This window comes from Enterovibrio norvegicus FF-33 (assembly GCF_000286835.2).
Lineage (GTDB): Bacteria > Pseudomonadota > Gammaproteobacteria > Enterobacterales > Vibrionaceae > Enterovibrio > Enterovibrio norvegicus_A.
In genome coordinates this window covers 801,499-823,075 of the sequence record NZ_AJYD02000038.1, presented here as the reverse complement: position 1 = coordinate 823,075, position 21,577 = coordinate 801,499, and the positions used below count along the sequence as shown (strand labels likewise).

Sequence of the window (21,577 nt, the reverse complement as noted above, 5' to 3'; positions counted from 1 at the left end):
GTATATTCACTATGAATGCAAAAATCATCCTTGATACTGACCCCGGTATTGATGACGCGATGGCAATACTGTTTGCAGAGGCTAATCCAAACGTTGAGTTGGTCGCGCTGACTACGGTGTTTGGCAATACGGAGATCGATATCAGTACGCGTAATGCACTTTACCTCAAACAACGTTTTGGCTTTAAATGCGACGTGGCAAAAGGGGCGAGTAAACCGCTTAAGCGCCCACCCGTCGGCGCCAGTATTGCGGTTCATGGCGAGAACGGATTCGGCAACGTAGACATGAAAGAACCCACGATTTCTGCCGACCCACGTGCAGCACACCAATACATCATCGATACCGTCAAAGCATCACCTAACGAGATCACGCTGGTCGCTGTTGGGCCACTGACCAACCTTGCTTTGGCACTGATTGAAGCACCTGAAATTAGGGGATTGGTCAAAGAGGTGGTGATCATGGGTGGGGCTTTTGGCACGCATGAACACACAGGCAATGTCACCCCATTTGCCGAAGCCAATGTTCACGACGACCCACATGCCGCAGATGTCGTATTTACCGCTGACTGGCCTGTCACCGTGATAGGTTTAGATGTCACTCACGAAACCTTCTTCTCCACCGACTATATCGACACGCTTCGCGATACGTGCGGAGAAGTGGGTGAGTTTATGTGGGATATCAGCCGCTTCTACCTCGATTTTTACAAATCTCGCATGGGGGTAAATGGCTGTTTTGTTCACGACCCTTCTGCTATTGCTTATGTGATAAACCCTTCACTGTTTACGCTACGTGAAGGCCCTATCCGAGTGGTATGCGACGGCCCGGCCGAAGGTCTGACCCTGCAAAAGTACAAACAGACACAACACAAAACCGATGAATGGGCAGACAAAAAGCCGCAACAAGTGGCCGTGGCAGTTAACGACCAAGGCGTACTCGATTTGTACTTGGATTCCATGACCCAATACGGTAATCGCTAACCTATTGCCATGAATGGCTTATTAGTCCGCGCCAATGACGGCCAGTAAGAAGGTCCAATTGGCGCGCTTTATTCCTGTTTAATTTCATCGACCTTATCTTCCCCTTCTGTTGTTTCTCGCGACTGCGATCTTCTCCCCACCAATAAAAGCAAACATGAAAAATCGTCTCATTTCTACATAAGTATCTGACAACCATGCTTTGTTCGAACAAAACAGACACATTGCTGATATAGCGTATTACGCAGCCCACATTTCAAGGCCATGGTACTTGTCGCCATCAGAGGGCAGTTCGGCTTAATACTCAGGAGATTTCAATGGCTGCTAAAGGATTCGATACCGCGTTTTTGTCTATCCCTATTTCTCTCCCTCGTTTGGGCGAAAGCTTACTCGAAGTGGCATGGGAGTTTGGTGAGCCCCTGCATTACGAACACTTTTCATTGGTGATGAACCGTGAAACCAAAATGGCGTTTTACACTGCGCACAACATAGATCGTGAAAGCCTGATCAGCTTGAAACGAAGCAGTTGGAAACTCGACCCGCGAGTCGATCTCACCTATCAAGCAGGTCCTGCTGTCTACAAGAATAATGTGTGGGATCGCGGACACATGGTGCGACGCGCAGCCATTAATTGGGGGAAGCGTCCTGAGGCTAGCCAAGCCAATCGAGATTCCTTTTTCTATACCAACGCCAATCTACAACACGCCAAGTTTAATCAGGACGAATGGCTAGAACTTGAAAATTGGCTGCTTGAAGAACAAGAGCTCGGCGATCGCTTGTCGGTGTTTACTGGCCCAATCAATACCATCAATGACCAACCCTATCGCGGTACATTTATTCCATCAGCCTTCTGGAAAGTCATCGTGTTTACCCTTGGTGGTGAGCTGCAATGTCGCGCGTTTTTAATGAAACAAAGCGAATTTTGGGATGATCATGACGGAAAAAACAGCCTCAATTTAGAAAGCTATCAGGTCTCTCTCACCCAAATCAGTGAGCTGACGGATCTGTACTTTCAAGTAGAACTGTATGAAGCCAATCCGATTTTCTATTCGCCAAATAACTTTACGCTTTCAAACGATATCGACACGCCGGAAATGCGGCCAATTGAATCACCAACAGATATCGTCAATACACGCGGTGATTACACTGACATTGTTCAAGCGCTTTGGGATGGTGACAGAAACCGCTTTAGCGTGACGCGAATGAAAGAAGGCCGTTGGATGAATGAAGGAGCGGATATCAAGCTCAACGAGCAAGGGACACGCAATCCGAGAAAGCGCGATCTCGCGAAATTTAGGCTGTTCGATTCAGTAAATACCGACAAGTTAATGCATTCATCTTCCTATCAAGCATTCAAGCGTTTAATAGATAACTACAACGAATTACAACGTGATGGTGAGCAATACAGCCAACAGGAACTGATTGAAATAGACCATTTTCTCGAGACATGCTTTAACGCTGAAAGCAGTAATGCTGTGCCTTTAATGGAAGAGGTGTATCACTACATCACGGCGAGTCGTGAGATTGGCGGGCTAGGCTTTGAGGCAAAGAAATATTCCGATATGCCCTTTTCCAGCCCCACATTTGGCTCGAATGCGTGCGTGGACCTTTCAAACATGGCGGCATTTAGAGAAACCGTGCGCAACCTCTGGTTTGGTCTGTACACCAATTACTTTGATAAAGCTGTGGTTGGTGCATCCGGTTTTGAGCATGTCTTTTTAGGCGAAATCAAGCGCGAAGGATCGCGCTATGAAGTCAGCGGATACCATTATTGGGTGAAGTTTTTTTGGGATGAACAAGCCGCAATGAGCGGTCAGTCCAACCTCAATTATCTCGGCTCGTTTTATGATGGTCCTGAAGGGCAACTCAATGCCGATGTGGCGACCCTTTCCATGCGATGGCGAGTGGGGAACAAATCTGCATTGAAAGAAAAAGGCGGGTTCTTCGTGGGTACTAGCCCAGAATGCATGCTAGCAATGGGAACGCTACTGAGCTTTGAAAGCTATCGAAACGAAACCGACCCACTACCATTTTTCGACGGCGAATCTTTCCGACGTACTGCCATTAACGACTGGCGCTATGACTTGGTGCTTTATCGTGAAACACGTCAAGATAAATCTCGCGGATTCCATTTACGTTCGTTCTTCCCCATCCTGAAAAGCCAAGACAACACCCAACCCCTTTTAGCGCCGCATTCCAATGCCGAGGTCTTATTGTATAAAGAAGGCGATGTCATTATCGCATCGGCACTCCCTAACCCTGAAGGTGCAGGTGATAAAAACGAGTGGGTTGCCATTCGCAATGAAACGGGAGGGTTGGTCGATGTCACCGGATGGAAAATACGCAGCAAATCTGGCACCACCACGATTCAAGAAAAAACCAAGCTTGCACCTGGGCGAGATCATCGCATTATCGTGCGAGCCGGAGGTGGCGGTGCTGCCCTTTCGAACAAAGGGTCAACCATTGAGTTGTTAGACACTGAGCAAAACGTGATTTCAAAAGTGGAATATAAATCAGTCAGTCGACGCGCCGAAGGACAAGTGCTGAATTTCACGTAATCCTATGATGTCCATGAAGCCGATCTGACGCTTTACATCTTGGTAGGCTTTGAGGTCAATAGTGACTGATTAAGACAAAGAATGCGTACTTACAAATCTAGCCCTAACCATTAAATACATGCATGTTTTAGTGAGAGGGGCTTTTTTGGCTTACATGTTTTTTAATGGTCTCACAATCTCGTCTAGCCCTTCAATTTTCAAGGTGAGACAAAGCGCCATCAGCTTCCCAAGTTCTCCGTTCGGGAAACCCTGTCTTTCAAACCACAACAAGTATTCTTCAGGTAAGTCGATCAGTACTCTGCCTGAATATTTGCCGAAGGGCATTTTAACACGGGCAAGTTTGAGCATATTTTCTTTTTCTAGCATGGTGTGAACGCTTTGAACGGGAAACAAGAAAGCAGTGTATACCCATACGGATTCAAGATCCGAAAAAAGCCAGCAGAACGGCATAAACGCGTCTTGCTGGCGTTTGCATTTAGCGTGTTACGAACTCCACGGAAAATCAGATACTCAACGCACGACTAGAAACCAATCGCATTCACACCAAGTGGCGCACCACCGCCAACGCTATCTTGAGCGATAAGTTCATACACTTTGCCCGCTTCGACAGTGATCATCGCTGGACCAATTGCCTCAGTTTTTGTGCCAGTGGGGGTAACGGTCACAAACAGAGAACCCGCGGGCAAGCGAATGCCTGACACCCCTTGGCCTAGGCTAACACCAGTAAGACTCGGCGCAGCATTCCCAATGTCGCCATCAGCCGTCACATAGATATCAACCACACCCGCACTGACTGACGCATGGAAGACAGACAGCTTGGCTTCAGTCGCAACAGAACGACGATCTTCTTTCAACGCACCCAACGTAATATCTGCAGAATCCGTTGCATCGACACTGCCATAAGCAATAGCGCTATAAAAAGCACCGGCTTCGAGGTTCACTGGCACGTTATTGATAACAGTAACAGGGACACTAGGCGCCGTGACAGTGACGGTGTGATCACCTGCTGGAATCGTCAGAAAACCCGTTTCTTCGGAAAACGTCAGCCCTGTTACCGCTGCCGTTGAAGAGCCATCTAAAAACACATCTACCGCAGGTGCATCAGCCACTTCGTGGATCACGCGAACGTCGGCGCCAGTATTGGCATCCAAAATCAACGAGCTACGTTCACCGTTGGCTACTAGCAGTGCAACAGGAACGCTAGCTGCCCCTGCATAGACATTCGGAATCGCAGTGATGAATAGATCATTGCCATTTGCTAAAGGGACGGCACCTGAATCATAAACCACCGTTTTACTGCCATTTGGAGTAATACGAATGCGGTAATCGCCCACTGGTAAGTCAATTTGATCACTGTTGGAACGGTAATCAAGCGTCAGAGCAGGTGCCGAATCCGCAATGTCTGCTGTTGGGGCTGTCGCGTAAATGTCGACAGTACCTACATCAGGCGAACCATGTAAAACCTGAATTCGAGCATTTCCTGACGGAATAGCCGAATCCGCATTCTCTATGATGGCCAGCTCTAACGTGCTGTCAGCGACACTACCCAATGCAACAGCGGTGTAACTGCGCTCAGTCTCAAGCGTATAGTCACCGTCCAGAACGGTGGCTAGAGATTGATCGGGCAATTGTGCTTTCACTTCTACCGCGTAGTTAGCGGCATTCACCGTCAGAAACTGACTCCCTTCCCCATAATTAACGCTATTAAGTATCTCAGTGCCATTAGCGTTAACATTCACTAATGGTGCATCAGCACTTGCATGAATAATTCTAAGTTTACTTTGAGTATGTGACGTATTGTTATCGTTGCTACCACAACCTGATAGAATAGCGACTGCAGCCAAAACACCTACGGATATAAATCTTTTCATAAATCACTCCTTCGTTTAAATATCCTGAAGAATTACGGCAAGATTTACAAAAGGATCTTAAGTCTTTATTTATACACCTGGTCAAATAACATCAAAATAAACCGAATTTTCCCCCGACACAAACCAATAAAGCAATATCGCAACATTATGTTTACAATGTAAAAAAACCAGAAGTCATCTCAGAATACACCAGCAAATAAATCTCATTAAATACAAATATTAACGTATAATAAAATAAAAACCCCTCACTTACGAAACACTATTCTCACTATAGATAGCATAATCCGCACAATTTAAAATCGAAAACATGCAACCACATACTTACCAGACCACAAATTAATAAGAAAAAAAGAAAACACTTAATTATATAAACCTTTTATTTAAGGAATGCTCTTTCAGATTAAATAATTAAAGATCAGGGGGATATAAAAAGGAAAAATAAGAAACGTAAGCTCATAAAATAAAACAACGTGATGTCAAGATTTTCAGGTGTAAATAAGGCACATAAGCACCGTATTCAACCAGTATGTTCAATCTAGCTGGCACACTTCGCAACCAAAAAGTTTGCTGTGCATCCAGCAACCCACGCAAAAGCCAAGAACGGCCTCAAGCCACGTCAACATGAAACAGATCCCCAAGACAGAGAGAAGCCAAACATCAGAAAAATCGAGCAAACGAAATGCCAAACAGGTGACCCCCATCGTTGCGCCTAATATCCACGCAAAGCGTTTAGGCTTGATTGGCCGCCAAACTGGCTTTAACTTCATTGTCATGGCGGTACCTAGCACACCCGATGGACTGAGTGGCGTTAAACCAAACATCGCAGCCATTGCCATGTCAAAGATGACATAAGGTCCGATATAAATGACGGGATCCCATTCGGGACGAACAACGAGTATAAATAGGGTGACTGCAGACAGAATATTGAGCAGCCCTGCGCGCGCTCGCGTTGCGGTTTCATCTATCCGCAAATCACTTTTACCCGGCAGGCTTTGCCCCATCGCCAATACAGGTTTAGTCAAAAAGGTATGATATTGTTTTTGTTCGTCAGCGCGCATGAACCCTCCCTCTTCCCTCATTTTTCTCTAAGTCTATACGCTTAGCAAAATGATGACGGTATTGGGTGGATCTGATTTTCTCATTCCGGCCAAATCTTGCTCGCTGAGCAATTTTTCGCCCGACATCCAAGCAATTCTTTGCTCTCTTTAATACCACTTAATTGTAACCCCTTGTTTTTATTGCACCACATAGCTGGCACACCCTTTGCGTTATCTCTTGCGTTGTATCACTCATTTCTCTGTCGGCCATGATTGGCGGGCAACCATTGAATAAGGACATCGCAATGCCAACTCCATGTTATATCGCTATCGAAGGCAAAACTCAGGGCAACATTACCGCGGGCGCTTTCACCGCGGATTCTGTCGGCAACATCTATGTGGAAGGCCACGAAGACCAAATGCTGGTGCAAGCCTTTGACCACATCGTCACCGTGCCGACTGACCCACAAAGCGGTCAGCCTTCTGGCCAACGTGTTCACAAGCCCTTCAAGTTCACCGTGGCGCTGAACAAGGCCGTGCCGCTGATGTACAACTCTCTGGCCTCAGGCGAGATGCTGCCGAAAATTGAACTCAAATGGTACCGCACCTCGGTGGAAGGCAAGCAAGAGCATTTCTTCTCGACCATCCTGACGGACAGCACCATCATCGATATCGATTGCCAGATGCCCCATTGCCAAGACGCGAACAAGAAAGAGTTCACCCAGCTGGTGACTGTCTCTGTCGCATACCGCAAGATTGATTGGGAACACACAGTAGCAGGAACGTCAGGTGCCGATGACTGGCGTGCGCCGGTTGAAGCCTAAGGCTTCGCTGCATAAGGCTCAGCTTCCTCGTTTTCGAAAGAATTGAGCCTTTAGTGCCCAACCCGCCCTTGAGCGGGTTTTGTCGTCAAGCAATGACGCCTGACGATACCTCGTTTTAAGCTGGGATGGTTTATGGCTACGGAAAGCGGTCTGCAATTTACTCTTCATGTTGAAGGCTTACCTGACGACGCCTTGGCGGTGGTCGAATTCTCGGGGGCATCAGCCTTGTCTGCCCCGTTCCTGTATCAGGTGAAACTCGCCAGCCGCACTGACACTTTGACTGACCATGACGTTGTTGACCGCAATGTCTCTTTGATGCTGTGGAAAGACGGGGAGTTGGTCCAACGCTTTCATGGCGTTGTGCGCAGCTTTACCCGCGGCGACACGGGTTTCAGTCATACCCGTTATGCGCTTGAAATGGTCCCTGCCCTTTCGCGTTTGTCCCTTCGCCATAACAGCCGTATTTTCCAGCAACAGTCTGTCCCTGAAATCATCAGTATCTTGCTGCAAGAGATGGGCATTGATGAGTATGCGTTTTCGGTGTCTGGCTCGCCGCAAGTACGCGAATACTGTGTGCAGTACCGTGAATCGGACCTGGAATTCTTAGCGCGTATCGCGGCCGAAGAAGGCTTGTTCTATACCTTCTTGCACAGCAAAGACAAACACACGGTGTTGTTTTCGGATGACACTCAGACGCTGTCTCACTCTTCGCTGACACTCCCGTATAACGCCACCGTGGGCGGCACGGCCAGCTCAGCCTTTATCAAAGGCTGGCAACGTTCAGCGAAAACTCGACCTTCCTCTGCGCAGCTTAAAGATTATAGCTTTAAAAAACCGGCTTATGGCTTTTTGCATGACCATCCCGGTACAGAGATGGATTATCAGCGCGGCACCTATGAGCATTATGATTATCCTGGTCGCTTTAAAAGTGATGCGGCAGGAAAACCTTTTACCCAATACCGTTTAGAGCACTTGCGCAGTGATGCCATTACCGCGACCGCCTCAAGCAATGTCATGCAAATCCAAGCCGGCATGCTGTTTGATTTGGCTGACCACCCTGATGATGAGGCGAACCGTGGTTGGGTGGTGGTCTCAACGCAGTGTGAAGGCACACAACCCCAAGCGCTCGAAGAGCACGGGGGTGAGGGCATGACAACGTATCACAATACCTTTTCGGTCATTCCCGCTCACCGCCCGTGGCGTCCCGCGCCACAAGCCAAACCCTGTGTGCATGGCCCACAAATGGCGATTGTCACTGGGCCTGCGGGGGAAGAAATCTTCTGTGATGAGCACGGGCGCGTGAAAGTGCAGTTTCCGTGGGACCGATACGGCAACAGCGATGAAGCCTCAAGTTGTTGGGTACGTGTCTCCCAAGGCTGGGCAGGCGGGCAATACGGCATGATGGCGATACCGCGCATTGGTCATGAAGTGATTGTGTCGTTTTTAGAAGGCGACCCGGACCAACCGATTATCACGGGCAGAACTTATCACGCGACCAATGTGCCGCCCTATCCGCTGCCAGCCAACAAAACCCGTACGGTACTGAGAACCGAAACCCATCAAGGCGAGGGATTTAACGAACTGCGCTTTGAAGACCAAGCAGACAAAGAAGAGATTTACGTTCATGCCCAAAAGGACATGAACCTGCTGGTCGAGAATGACCGCAAAGACAACATCAAACATGATTTGCATCTGGATGTGGAGAATGAGCGTTTCTCGCACATCAAAGTCGATGACCATTTAACCGTCGACGGGCAAAGCAAAGAGCATGTGAAGGGTGATAAAACCATCGTGACCGACAGTTCACTGCACATCAAAGCCGGCGTGGGAATACTCAACGAAGCAGGCTCTGAGATTCATCTAAAAAGCGGTCACAAATCTATTCTCGAAGCCTATACCGAAGTCACGCTCAAAGTCGGCGGCAACTTCATCAAAATAGACCCCGCAGGTGTTCATATCGTCGGCTCAGCGATCAATATCAACTCAGGCGGCAGCGCAGGATCTGGCTCAGGCTTTGGTGGGGCAATGCCGATGTTGCCGGGGGGAGTTGAAGCAGAGAAAGCGCCGGATGAGGCGGTTCGGAACTTGGCAACCGCTTCACAACAATCAGCGGCACCATTGATTTTACTTCAGCAAACTAAGGCTCTCGTTGCTGCTGGAAAGTCAGGGAAACCTCTTTGTGAAGAATGTATCGATTCAGGCGAGGATAGCTAAGTGAACTTGCCTGACATAGAAGCGAATCAGAATCCTCTTTACATTCTGCTCGACGGCGCAGTCATAGAGGATGCAGCCAAACTCAGTTATGAACTCGCAGCCAATCAAGACATCGAGATTATATACAGCGGCACAGTGCTTAACATCGTGGCGAATTTGAGCCCAATTATTCTTCCGTTAAAAAACAATCAAGTTTTGCTCAATGCAGCGATGGACAAAAAGCCACACGATTGGGGAATAGTTTTTGAGGCGGAAGCATCAACGTCCGACGTAGCAGATCACTTAAAGACGGTTATCAAAGCCGATTTAGGTAATGGAAGCACATCAGTGTTTAGATTCTATCTTCCTCACGTTGTAGGCCGAATTGCTTTGGCCTCCACTGATACACAAAAGCATCGACTGTTTGGACCCATCACCAAGATTTGGAGCCAGTCTCGCGCCGACAAAATTTGGGAGACGACAGAGATAACCTATTTTGAGAAGCCTCCTCAAGAAGAAAACATAGGCTGGATGGCACTATCAGATAACCAGTTAACGGCTTTAGGAGAAGCAGCTAAACAACACTTTCATTATCGAGCCTTAGATCATGTGAACCAGCATTTTCCTAAACATTTTTACCGAGCATCCCCACAGGATCAGCTTCTAAAAATCGAGTCCTATGTGAAACAAGGCCAGTCTTATGGTTTGAGTAGCGAAATGGAAAGCCTTTGCTTTATCAATATTCTGTGCATGTTAGGGGAAGAGGCATTGGAAGGTGAAAAGCACAGCGATGTCAAAAAGCTACTTGATAGCAAAGACACAATGCTTCCATCAGAAAGAATTCAAAACGCATTGAATAAAGCGACAGAGCTTTATGAACACAGAGAGTCTCTAAATGGTTAATAAAGCAAATGAAGCGGCTACAACATCGAGCGCTGATAGCATCGACTCGCTAATGTCTACCTGTCCATTAAATGATGATCTCATCGTTATTCACCCAATGCGCTATTCCGTTAAGCAAATAGAGCTAAGCTTCATGCTACCTTCAGATGTGGGGAGCGGCCTGCCTGTTTTAAAAGAGCATGATTACATCATGCGTCCTGTCATTGATGCTTTTATTTATCTTTTTAATGAAAGGGACAATTACGTTCTGCTGTCTGAGTTTGATACTTCCGGTGAGGCAATCAAAACGGAATGTATATTTGGAGATGTTCCCAATGAGATACAGGGCCATTTTCCTGTCATCACTCAAGAAAAGAATGACAAATTCTCGATACTCCTTTCTTACATAAAGCTGGACGAAGCGTTCGTTCTAGGTTTAGTCAAAGATAAAAGCATTAGAAAAAATCAACTTCAGCACGTAAGCGTCAGCAGAGCTCGAAGGGGCAAAGAAGACCACTGCCTAATGGTCGAAGATCTTCCGACCGTGAGCCCAGATTTTTCAAGTGAAACTTTTAATTTTGATTGGTCTTTATGGTCCACCTCTGATCTATCGACCCCACCGTTACTGGCTAAATACAGATCAGTGACACCCGACAGTCATGTTGCTGTCGCTGTCATTGACCCAGTGGGGATCAGCATAGAACTTTGCACACTTTTCAATGCTCAATATGATGCTGGATTTACCCATATAGCGGAGACGCAATATCCTTACACGATTGCGAATGCGACAAAAATGCTAATCAATAGAGAGGCACAAAAAGGGTTTAGAAAAGAAGTAAAAAAACGCGTATCCATTGCCCATGAACCCAAAGATTATCAATACGGGCTTCCCACATACTATGAGCGAACAGAAAAAGAGATTGAAGACATTCGTGAAGATCGCCGAGACAGGATAATCAAGGATTATCACGATGTTATTCGCTCAGAAGAAATGGATAAATTTCAATCGGACCGCGATGCTTACACTAAGGCTCTAAGCACTAGCTTAGAAGAGATAGCCCTTGATTGGACACAATGGCTTGAATCCGACTACACCGACTTCGCACTAGCCCTTTATTCTCCATTTAAACAAGAACAAATTAAGCTAAAGGAAATTGCCATTGCAAATATGCTTGGCAATGTACAAGCGACAGAAGTAGGCAAAAAACTGCGTGACGACTGGATTAAAGATTTCGCCTACTGCACAACGGAGAAAGATAAACCAGAGTCAAAAGGAATCGGTGGACAAATATGGTCAACCATTGGTGTGCTCAAATCTGGTTACAAAGAGCTCAGCAAGCACTTAAAACTTGTTTATGACGCTGGCTCTATAGATTGGGATGACGTCATATCTACCCAAAGGCGACTCATCTCTGACGGTATTCTTGAAGCCACCGAAGCAACTGACAGCATTCAATACTCCATAGGTGAAAAAGTCGCTCAATTTGTGGTTGATCCTGAACTTGAAGAAGCTTGGCACGTTTATTATCACGCCATGGCTGAACGATATGGCTATCAATACGGTGTCATGAACACATCATTGAATGATGTGTTAGAAGATATTGAGGATTTCAATGCGGTTCAACTAGCAGCATCTGCAGAACATGTCCTAGTGGCTAAAACGAAGATAACCAAAAAGAAAAAACTTAAAAGCAAAGGTAAAAGCAAAGGCGGAGTCAAAAAGAAAGCGAAGTTTGTTGACCCAAAGGTCAAAATAAAGATCTTTCAATTAAATTCTGTTATTAAACCAGGAGTGAAACCCAGTGTTTTAGAAGGTTTGGCTTACTGGGTAGTAAAAAATGTGGATAAGAGCAAAATTAATAACCCAGACAGCAAACTCGGCCAATGGAGTAAGCAGTTGTCAGGCGTTGTAGAAAAGCACAACGGAAGGCTCACGGGATTGCTGCTGATTGCGCAAGTTGCAAATATGATAGCTGTATTAAATACAACAATCTCAGCCAAAAAGCGCGACACTAAAATGGTCGTTGAGATCACCAATAGTGCTGTGGGCTTGATTCAATCTACACTGGCTTTCATCCAAAGTGTCAAGTTTTCTGGTGACGAGCAAGCTATGAAGCTTGTGGCTAAATCCAATATAAAATCTTTCGGCATCAAGTCGACAAGATCAATCGTGAAACTAGGACAACCAATACCAGAACAAGTTATAAGTAGATATTCAGCAGCCGTTACAAAACGATTAACGGGCATCGCGAGGTTTGGATACCGTGCATTACCGATAATCGGAAACTTCCTGGGAGTCATAACCAGCGGCTTCAACTTAGCCGAGGATATAGAGCAGCAAGACAGTTTAGGAGCCAAAGTTGTTGCAGTCTCCTCCCTGATTGTCAATTCGGCAGCGCTAGTTTTAGCCGTTGTGGCACTTGTTCCGGGCGTAAATGCAGTGGTTGGCGTCATTGCATTAGTACTGGCAATAGTAGGCGTTGCTTTAGACCTTATTCATGCGTGGATAGAAGATAGTAGGCTCGAAACATTTCTCAAAGGATCCTTCTGGGGCATTGGTAGCACATACGTCTATAAGAGGAGCTTACCAGATGACACATCCGCAAGAATAAAATACTTCAAAGACGTTGCAGACGAAGATGTTCAGAAAGTAAAAACAAAAGAGTTGGTAGCTTTTACCGACGAACTGTTTAGGCCAATATTTAGCCACTCTTCATATGATGAAAGCGGTTGGTTTTATAAATACGAAGATTTTTCGTTAAATATTTATTTTCCGGGGTATGAAAGCAATGTTAGTAAAATTTCACTCAAGGTTCTTGGTGTCATCGATGACAAAACCGAACTCTTGTATGGTCGGGTCATCAACGCAGATGGTTCAGAAGAGCCTCCAACAAACAAAATCAACATGAAGTCATCCTCTGGAGAGGGTTTTGCTCTTGAGGCTTCATTTAAAGAAAGTCTCTGGAAAAAGGATTACGACAGCTATCGTTTCGATATTAGCTATGCAAATCCTAGCTCATTTCCCGTAACGTTAAACTATTCGGTAGACTTGGATGATGACGCTGCTCTTTTTTGGCAGGATGATGTAAGTACCGAAATTGAAGTAGAAAAATAATTGAGGCGAATTATGCCAAATAGAATCAATAAAGTTTCTGATGACCTTTGGATCGGGGCGGAGCAAGAAGGCTACGCACCACATTTTAGGAATACAATAAAAAGAAGAGGCAAGGGCTTTAGCACGGGTTTTGGTACTAGCCATATCATGGAGGACATTCTTAGCCCTCCCGCAAAAACTGTGGAGCTAGTTGATGACAACGAAACAGATGAAGGCGGGTTTTATGACGCATCTTATCTCCTTTTCTCAGCGGGAACGCATGGAGATTTCATTGATATGAGAGTGAACAGCGTGCATAACAGGCAGACACTGACTCGCTTTTCACAATTTTTCATGTTCCCAATATTTTTATTTACATATCTAGTTATAAGATTACTTCGCGACGACACTCCTTGGCTATATTTAGATCCTGCCGAATTAGGTATTCTTATCTTCGTATTTGCTCTGTGTTTTGTTGAATTTTTTCGACCAATACGAACCCCTGTTAGATTCCATCATAAAAATCAGGAGGTTTATGTTTACCACAAAAAAGCACTATATCGGATCCCTTGGAGTGAATGTGAAATCGCTTCAATGTATGCCCCCCACCATGTCGGTTATGGTGCTTTTTCGGATGCATATAACCTGAACCTTTGGTTGTACCCCAAACACTGTGTAAAAGGAGAATGCGGAAACCAGCCTATCGCTTTAAATTTGGTAACTGCTGTGGCTGAGCATGGAGAGGTATATGTTTATTGGGAGTTCGTTCGACGGTTCATGACCATAGGAGAAAAGGGTGTCCTAACGGGAAATATGCAACAAAAAGTGCTTTTTGGTTTTCCGAATCCCGATTGGAGCACAAAGGCAAAAGTTATTGGTTGGTGCTTATCGCCAATTTTTTATGGACTGTTGCCATTCATCTCACCATCTCAATTTGCAATTCGCTTCAATCCAATCAAAGACCATTGGCCTGAAGAAGTACATAAATGGACTGGGAAAACAGTCAACTGGCATTAACTCTGCTAACACAGTCATCGTCGTCTTTACTGCAAACCTTGGGTAAAGACGACGAATTCGGCTCACCCCAACAACCTCCCCTTAATCCCATTAAACACCGCCAGCACCCTATCGTGGGTTGGCTTGTGGTTGGCGATAACAGTAAAGCATGCCAGCGTCCTATTTTCATATTTCTGTGCCAGTTACAGATTCAAGTCGCTTGCAATGTAGAGTTGTTTTAAAAAAATAATTCAGGTGACATATGCCTAGAAAAATAAATAAAATATCCAGAGATCTATGGATTGGTGCCGAACACTATGGATATGCACCAAAGTTCAAAAACACAATCAGCCAAAGAGGCTCAGGTTTCAGTACAGGCTTCGGCACCAGTCATATAATGGAAGATGTTCTCAGTCCTCCACCAAAAGAAGTTCATATTGATTGGCATAACCGCGAAACGTTTTACAATGCAGGCTATTCATTTGTATCCAGTACCCATGGAGACTTTATTGATATGCGAATTAATAGCGTTCACAATCGGCAAACATTAACTCGTTTCTCGCAATTTATCTTATTTCCAATATTGATACTAACTTACTTAACCTTTAGGTTATCACGTGATGACACTCCTTGGTTTTACTTACAACCTGTCGAGTTAGGCATGTTTGTCTTCATTTTATTATTATGTTCAGTTGAGATATGTAGACCAATCAAAACACCCGTGCGATTTCATCATAAGAACCAAGAAGTTTATGTCTACCATAAAAACTCCTTGTATCGAATACCTTGGAAAGAATGTGAAATTGCCACTATGTTCGCACCTCACCATGTAGGCTATGGCGCATTTTCAGATGCTTATAACTTAAACCTATGGCTCTATCCGAAACACTGCGTAAACAATAAGGCAGGAGATCAACCAGTTGCCCTCAATCTTGTGACCTCTGTTGACGGACATGCAGATACATATATATATTGGGAATACGTCAGGCGCTTTATGATAGGTGGACAAAATTCTATTGGCGCGGGTAACGAACAAAAACCTTTTTTATATAGATTCCCAAATCGTAACTGGAGTTTAAAGGCCAGAGTAATTGGTTGGTTTCTCTCTCCGATTTTTTATGGACTGTTGCCATTCATCTCACCATCTCAATTCGCAATTCGTTTTAATCCAATCAAAAGCCATTGGCCTGAAGAAGTACATAAATGGACCGGGAAAACAGTCAACTGGCATTAACTATATAAGTTCATTTTTAGATTGAATGCTCGTCGTCCGCACTGAAACCTAAGGTACCGACGGCGAACTCAACTCACCCCAACAACCCGCCAGCACCCTATCGTGGGCTGGCTTGTGGTCGGCGATGAACGACAAACACGTTAATGCGATTTGGTCGTATTTATCCAGTAGCGGGACATTCAAATCACTTGAAATGGAGCGTACGTATTTGAGTTGGCTTTCTGATGGACGCAAAAACAGTGCAAAAATAAAATCACCGTTGCTTAAACTTGGCGGGCTCAGTGGCGAATTGGCGGCCAATGCCGGGTATGGTTTTTCTGCCGAATGAAGGTTAACGTTTCAAGATGGCTGCATCGTCTTCATTGCAGCGGCCAGATTGGTTGCAGGACCAGGATGTAAAGGCAAGGTGGGCATTCAACTTAATCCCATCAATGCCGATCGCTTTATCGCTTGTATGTTGGGTGTACTAAGACAAAATAACTTCAAGTTTGTTGCTTTCTTTGGAGACCGAGACGAAAACGGCATGAACAAAGATTTTGAAATGCTCAACGAACGCCTTACAGTCGCGATAGCTATGGGTCTTGCTCTCAGTGATGTATTAATGCTCCCTACAGTTGTTTTTGAAGAATACAAAAAGGGATCTCTTCAAGAGGAGTATGCTCCGCTGATTGCAGATTCTATTCTTCGAAAGGACAGAGCAGGCTCTATCCAGCCTTGGGTTTCAAATTTGCCAGAAACTTTAGCAAGCCTGCTTTCTTGCTTAATTAACAAACAAGACTTACCACTAGGGAGCGCCCATGGTGGATATGCGTTAGGGGGCTATGCTTACTCCCCAAAATGGGAAAGCTTGAAAGAGGAAGTTGTCCAAAAAAACGCGAATCAAGCCTCGGCCATCCTGCAAATTCTTAATTGGAGTCCATTCGACCTTGGCGAAATAGGGAAATCTAGCAAACGTCAGTTTCAGGAAGCGCTCATAAGAATGAATACTGATTTAGAGGATGTGAGAACACCTACCGAACAATGGGATAATTTACTTGAAAATTGGCAGATAGTAGGTTTTTTTGTTCTACAGAACTCAAACACAAAAAGTGCTAGAGAACGAAATACCGAAGCGTATAACATTCTTTCTCAAAGGCTTCTCTCTGACTTCGACTTGTATGTGGCACACAAAAAGGTCAACGTTTGGGGGGTTGAATTTACCTCATGGAGAGAAGCTGTTTTAATATACAACGGTGATGAGTCTGATACAGATCTACAGCAAGCTAATAAACTCGCGAGAGAAAAATAGTAAGTTTAAAAGCGGAAAAAACCAACTGGAATATTAGGGTATTTTAATGAATGGACGTATTTTAATATTAGCGTTTATAAGTGCGTTGTTGCTAGCAGGATGCCTCGCAGAAAAAGAGCCTACTTTTCGTGAGATGCTTCAGCACGGCCCAAAGGTCCTATCCTACTACTCTAACACAAAAACACCTAAAACAAATCAAGACAATCCATACATATCAAGCATATACAAGCCTGGCGACCTACTTTACCAACCCATACTGGATTTCCAAAATGGTCGCCTAGACAAGGCACTTCCAAAACTAAAATCTTTGTCTGAGGGTGGTAACACTGACGCAATGTTCTGGTATGCGGATTTTCTAACTAAAAGCAGTGTTAAGACTAGGCAAGATGGATATCAATGGTTTGAAAAAGCGGCAAAATTAGGCAACCCATATGCTGCGATGGTGCTCATACCTACAAGTAGAACTTGTAGGGACTACTTCATGGAGTTGTGCAGTGAACATTGGAAGGATATCGCAAAGAGTCTATTAGAAAAACGAGCTGAAGGTGGTGATCTACGGGCAAAGTATTATCTAGAAAAGCCAATTAACCCCCAAACCAAAGCAGATTTCGAGAAGATGCTATCCTTGGTCGACGAATCAGCAAAGATGAACTTTTTTATCCCTACTTTGGATATGCTTAAATTCTATGAAGGCATGGGAGATAACACTGACTATGAAATAGTGCGTATTCTTCAGTTCGTAGCTAAATACAATTTCGTACCTGCCTATAGCACTTTAAATGAATTTTCGACTACAAATGAAATCTCCCCCAAAGCCATAAAGTTGGGTTCAAAAGTACAGTTAGAAATAGATGCACTTCGTTGTACCAAAGAAAGCCATAAACTCGAGAAACAAGATTTAATTGAATGCCTATCCAAAGCCTACACTTTGAATGACTTTTATAATGAGCCTTTCACACTTAAATACATAGTTTTACCCGACAATCCAGACTTAATTCAGATGGCAAAAGAAAAATCTAAAGCTTTCATCTCAACAATGACTCCAACTATCTACATCGACGAAATGCATGTAGACGGCTACTTCTAATCAACCCAACAACCTCCCCTTTATACCATTGAACAAAGCCAGCACCCTATCGTGGGCTGGCTTGTGGTCGACGATGGACGACAAACACATTAATGCGCTTTGTTCATATTTGTCCGGTAGCGGAACATTCATTGCTGCAAGTCTAGCTGCAGGACATGGATGCAAAGAAAAGATAGGCATGCGATCAATTTATTACTGCGTGTTAGGGCTTACTAAAGAAATACTTGAGGCAATAATTCGGCAGGGCTAAGATCGCAAAAGCTAGCGCTAAAAAAGTTGGATGGAACATAAGGATATTTTGATGTTAAGAAAATCAGTGGTCGCGGTTGCCATCTTAGGGGTGCTAGCAGGGTTCTTCTTCTATGAAAAAGAACCTTCATTTATGGACTTTCAGCGACAGGGTCCAAGTACTTTAACGTACTTCTTTCAAAATGAGATCCCTTCAGAAAATTCACCCGACCCCTATATTTCAAGCCTATATCGTCCCGGCGACCCTCTATATCAGCCAATACTAGATTTCCAAAATGGTCGTAAATACCTTGCAATCCCAAAGCTTAAAGAGCTTTCAGAGGCAGGAAATAGTGATGCTATGTTTTGGTATGCTCACAACCGGATGACGCAGAGTATTAAAACTCGTTACGAGGGCTACAACTGGTTTGAAAAGTCTGCCAAATTAGGCAATCCCTATTCTGCATTAATCCTTGATACAGATAGCTACTATTGCAATGCTTATTTCCCATCTCTTTGTAGCAAAGAATGGGGGGAACTCGCACAAAAATCTTTCAAGAAAAGAGCCGCCGCAGGAGACATCAGAGCAAAGTATTATCTTGAACGACCAACCAAATTTGTTCGAGGAGAAGATTTCAAAAAATGGGTTGCACTTGTTGAAGAATATGCCAAGAAGAACGAATTTGCACCAGTGATGGACATGCTGTCTAGATTCGAAAGCAATAAAAAACTCTCAGAAGATCAAAGAGAGGATTTGCTTCATGTCTATAGATTCCTTGCAAAATACAATTTTGTTCCAGCATACAATGCCCTTTATACACATTCCAGATATGAGACAATATTTAGTGAGGCAATCAAACTCGGATCAAAAGTACAATTAGAAATCGAGACTCTGAGGTGTGTGGAAATAAGCGAAACACTCCCTACACCTGATTTGGTTGATTGCTTATCAAAAGCCTACACTCTTCAAGAATTGTTCAATGAACCCTTTTCACTGGATTATATCGTTGTACCCGATGACCCAGAACTAGTAAATAGAGCAAAAGAAAAGTCTAGAGCTTTCATCGAGACGATGACACCAACAATCTACATTGATGAAATGCACATTGAAGGTTACAGATAAAAGAGAGTCATCCCAACAACCTCCCCCTAATCCCATTAAACACAGCCAGCACCCTATCGTGGGCTGGCTTGTAGTCAGCGATAAACGACAAACATGTTAATGCACTTTGGTCGTATTTGTCCGGTAGCGGGACATTCAAATCACTTGAAATGGTGCGTACGTAGTTGAGTTGGCTTTCTGATGGCAGCTTGAGCGAATCCGGAATGGCATCTTGAATCACTTGCGTCATATTCTCAGCAAAATCGGGCCACTGACCCAAATCAACGTGGGTATCTTGAGCCAAGCGCAGAAATTTCTTTTGCTCTGCGGTGAGCGAGTAGGTAAAGGTGACGGCTCCTACTGAGAAGGTTATGTCTTTCATCATCAAGTTCTCTGCGCCATGAGTCATTGGCTAAATCCATTTCACTGCATGCTATCAGTACCGAAAGGCATCGAGTGTCTGAGTGATGCGCCAAAACGTTAAATTGGTGTGCTCGCTGTTTTTTCATTCCGGCCAAATCTTGCTCGCTGAGCAATTTTTCGCCCGACATCCAAGCAATTCTTTGCTCTGTTCAACCACACCCTTCTATAACCCCTTGTTTTTATTGCACCACATAGCTGGCACACCCTTTGCGTTATCTCTTGCGTTGTATCACTCATTTCTCTGTCGGCCATGATTGGCGGGCAACCATTGAATAAGGACATCGCAATGCCAACTCCATGTTATATCGCTATCGAAGGCAAAACTCAGGGCAACATTACCGCGGGCGCTTTCACCGCGGATTCTGTCGGCAACATCTATGTGGAAGGCCACGAAGACCAAATGCTGGTGCAAGCGTTTGACCACATCGTCACCGTACCCACTGACCCACAGAGCGGCCAGCCTTCTGGTCAACGTGTTCACAAGCCCTTCAAGTTCACCGTGGCACTGAACAAAGCCGTGCCGCTGATGTACAACTCTCTGGCCTCAGGCGAGATGCTGCCGAAAATTGAACTCAAATGGTACCGCACCTCGGTGGAAGGCAAGCAAGAGCATTTCTTCTCGACCATCCTGACGGACAGCACCATCATCGATATCGATTGCCAGATGCCCCATTGCCAAGACGCGAACAAGAAAGAGTTCACCCAGCTGGTGACTGTCTCTGTCGCATACCGCAAGATTGATTGGGAACACACAGTAGCAGGAACGTCAGGTGCCGATGACTGGCGTGCGCCGGTTGAAGCCTAAGGCTTCGCTGCATAAGGCTCAGCTTCCTCGTTTTCGAAAGAATTGAGCCTTTAGTGCCCAACCCGCCCTTGAGCGGGTTTTGTCGTCAAGCAATGACGCCTGACGATACCTCGTTTTAAGCTGGGATGGTTTATGGCTACGGAAAGCGGTCTGCAATTTACTCTTCATGTTGAAGGCTTACCTGACGACGCCTTGGCGGTGGTCGAATTCTCGGGGGCATCAGCCTTGTCTGCCCCGTTCCTGTATCAGGTGAAACTCGCCAGCCGCACTGACACTTTGACTGACCATGACGTTGTTGACCGCAATGTCTCTTTGATGCTGTGGAAAGACGGGGAGTTGGTTCAACGCTTTCATGGGGTTGTGCGCAGCTTTACCCGCGGTGACACGGGTTTCAGTCATACTCGTTATGCCCTTGAAATGGTGCCTGCCCTTTCGCGTTTGTCCCTTCGCCATAACAGCCGCATTTTCCAACAACAGTCTGTCCCTGAAATCATCAGTATCTTGCTGCAAGAAATGGGCATTGATGAGTATGCGTTTTCGGTGTCTGGCTCGCCGCAAGTACGCGAATACTGTGTGCAGTACCGTGAATCGGACCTGGAATTCTTAGCGCGTATCGCGGCCGAAGAAGGCTTGTTCTATACCTTCTTGCACAGCAAAGACAAACACACGGTGTTGTTTTCGGATGACACTCAGACGCTGTCTCACTCTTCGCTGACACTCCCGTATAACGCCACCGTGGGCGGCACGGCCAGCTCAGCCTTTATCAAAGGCTGGCAACGTTCAGCGAAAACTCGACCTTCCTCTGCGCAGCTTAAAGATTATAGCTTTAAAAAACCGGCTTATGGCTTTTTGCATGACCATCCCGGTACAGAGATGGATTATCAGCGCGGCACCTATGAGCATTATGATTATCCTGGTCGCTTTAAAAGTGATGCGGCAGGAAAACCTTTTACCCAATACCGGTTAGAACATCTAAGAAGC

At 45.2% G+C, this 21,577-nt stretch carries 19 protein-coding genes; 15 read left to right on the top strand and 4 right to left on the bottom strand.

Translation table 11 applies throughout. The features are described from left to right. Positions 1-11: 11 nt before the first annotated feature. Together A1OO_RS11880 and A1OO_RS11875 are read left to right on the top strand one after the other, a co-directional pair. The gene (locus A1OO_RS11880; protein ID WP_016962466.1) at positions 12-977 is read left to right on the top strand and encodes a nucleoside hydrolase; all 966 of its coding nucleotides are present in this window, start codon (positions 12-14) and stop codon (positions 975-977) included. Positions 978-1,291: 314 nt separating this feature from the next. Next, positions 1,292-3,532, top strand: a complete 2,241-nt coding sequence (locus tag A1OO_RS11875; RefSeq protein WP_017003165.1) for a DNA/RNA non-specific endonuclease — start codon at positions 1,292-1,294, stop codon at positions 3,530-3,532. A 150-nt stretch (positions 3,533-3,682) separates the two neighbouring features. Here A1OO_RS11875 and A1OO_RS11870 read toward each other — a convergent pair whose 3' ends face one another. The 3 genes from A1OO_RS11870 to A1OO_RS11860 form a co-directional block, all read right to left on the bottom strand. Then, complete coding sequence (locus tag A1OO_RS11870; protein WP_026023831.1) at positions 3,683-3,898, bottom strand: DUF3820 family protein; 216 nt, start codon at positions 3,896-3,898, stop codon at positions 3,683-3,685. Between the two features lie 155 nt (positions 3,899-4,053). Then, complete coding sequence (locus tag A1OO_RS11865) at positions 4,054-5,403, bottom strand: DUF4397 domain-containing protein (RefSeq protein WP_016962469.1); 1,350 nt, start codon at positions 5,401-5,403, stop codon at positions 4,054-4,056. Positions 5,404-5,933: 530 nt separating this feature from the next. After that, positions 5,934-6,461, bottom strand: a complete 528-nt coding sequence (locus tag A1OO_RS11860; RefSeq protein ID WP_016962470.1) for a DUF4395 domain-containing protein — start codon at positions 6,459-6,461, stop codon at positions 5,934-5,936. Between the two features lie 284 nt (positions 6,462-6,745). Here A1OO_RS11860 and A1OO_RS11855 point away from each other — a divergent pair, with 284 nt between their 5' ends. From A1OO_RS11855 to A1OO_RS11805, 11 genes are all read left to right on the top strand, one after another. Beyond that, positions 6,746-7,264 (top strand): Hcp family type VI secretion system effector, encoded by a 519-nt coding sequence (locus A1OO_RS11855; protein ID WP_017003152.1) that lies wholly within the window; start codon positions 6,746-6,748, stop codon positions 7,262-7,264. Positions 7,265-7,396: 132 nt separating this feature from the next. Further along, positions 7,397-9,478 (top strand): type VI secretion system tip protein VgrG, encoded by a 2,082-nt coding sequence (gene tssI / locus A1OO_RS11850; RefSeq protein ID WP_017003163.1) that lies wholly within the window; start codon positions 7,397-7,399, stop codon positions 9,476-9,478. Continuing rightward, positions 9,479-10,360, top strand: a complete 882-nt coding sequence (locus tag A1OO_RS11845; RefSeq protein ID WP_017003162.1) for a DUF4123 domain-containing protein — start codon at positions 9,479-9,481, stop codon at positions 10,358-10,360. It begins immediately after the preceding gene. Beyond that, positions 10,353-13,454, top strand: coding sequence for a hypothetical protein (locus tag A1OO_RS11840; RefSeq protein WP_017003161.1), 3,102 nt, complete (start codon positions 10,353-10,355; stop codon positions 13,452-13,454). The genes A1OO_RS11845 and A1OO_RS11840 overlap by 8 nt, the downstream gene beginning before the upstream one ends. 12 nt (positions 13,455-13,466) lie before the next feature. Then, a complete protein-coding gene (locus A1OO_RS11835) occupies positions 13,467-14,450 on the top strand; it encodes a DUF6708 domain-containing protein (RefSeq protein ID WP_017003160.1) in 984 nt (327 codons plus the stop codon). Beyond that, positions 14,420-14,671 carry a hypothetical protein gene (locus A1OO_RS11830; RefSeq protein WP_017003159.1) on the top strand — a complete coding sequence of 84 codons (252 nt, stop codon included), beginning with the start codon at positions 14,420-14,422 and terminating at the stop codon, positions 14,669-14,671. The genes A1OO_RS11835 and A1OO_RS11830 overlap by 31 nt, the downstream gene beginning before the upstream one ends. 20 nt (positions 14,672-14,691) lie before the next feature. Beyond that, positions 14,692-15,663 (top strand): DUF6708 domain-containing protein, encoded by a 972-nt coding sequence (locus A1OO_RS11825; protein ID WP_017003158.1) that lies wholly within the window; start codon positions 14,692-14,694, stop codon positions 15,661-15,663. A gap of 124 nt (positions 15,664-15,787) precedes the next feature. Then, a complete protein-coding gene (locus A1OO_RS23580) occupies positions 15,788-15,991 on the top strand; it encodes a hypothetical protein (RefSeq protein WP_017003157.1) in 204 nt (67 codons plus the stop codon). Positions 15,992-16,069: 78 nt separating this feature from the next. Then, a complete protein-coding gene (locus A1OO_RS11815; RefSeq protein WP_017003156.1) occupies positions 16,070-16,951 on the top strand; it encodes a hypothetical protein in 882 nt (293 codons plus the stop codon). 46 nt (positions 16,952-16,997) lie between these two features. Continuing rightward, positions 16,998-18,038 carry a sel1 repeat family protein gene (locus A1OO_RS11810; protein ID WP_017003155.1) on the top strand — a complete coding sequence of 347 codons (1,041 nt, stop codon included), beginning with the start codon at positions 16,998-17,000 and terminating at the stop codon, positions 18,036-18,038. Between the two features lie 301 nt (positions 18,039-18,339). Beyond that, the gene (locus A1OO_RS11805) at positions 18,340-19,389 is read left to right on the top strand and encodes a hypothetical protein (protein ID WP_017003154.1); all 1,050 of its coding nucleotides are present in this window, start codon (positions 18,340-18,342) and stop codon (positions 19,387-19,389) included. Positions 19,390-19,396: 7 nt separating this feature from the next. Here A1OO_RS11805 and A1OO_RS11800 read toward each other — a convergent pair whose 3' ends face one another. After that, complete coding sequence (locus A1OO_RS11800) at positions 19,397-19,777, bottom strand: hypothetical protein (RefSeq protein ID WP_017003153.1); 381 nt, start codon at positions 19,775-19,777, stop codon at positions 19,397-19,399. Between the two features lie 300 nt (positions 19,778-20,077). On the opposite strand from A1OO_RS11800, the gene A1OO_RS11795 reads away from it, so the two are divergent. Continuing rightward, a complete protein-coding gene (locus A1OO_RS11795; protein WP_017003152.1) occupies positions 20,078-20,596 on the top strand; it encodes an Hcp family type VI secretion system effector in 519 nt (172 codons plus the stop codon). A 132-nt stretch (positions 20,597-20,728) separates the two neighbouring features. Next, positions 20,729-21,577 (top strand): type VI secretion system tip protein TssI/VgrG (gene tssI / locus A1OO_RS11790; RefSeq protein WP_017003151.1); only part of this gene is annotated, 849 nt, incomplete at its 3' end.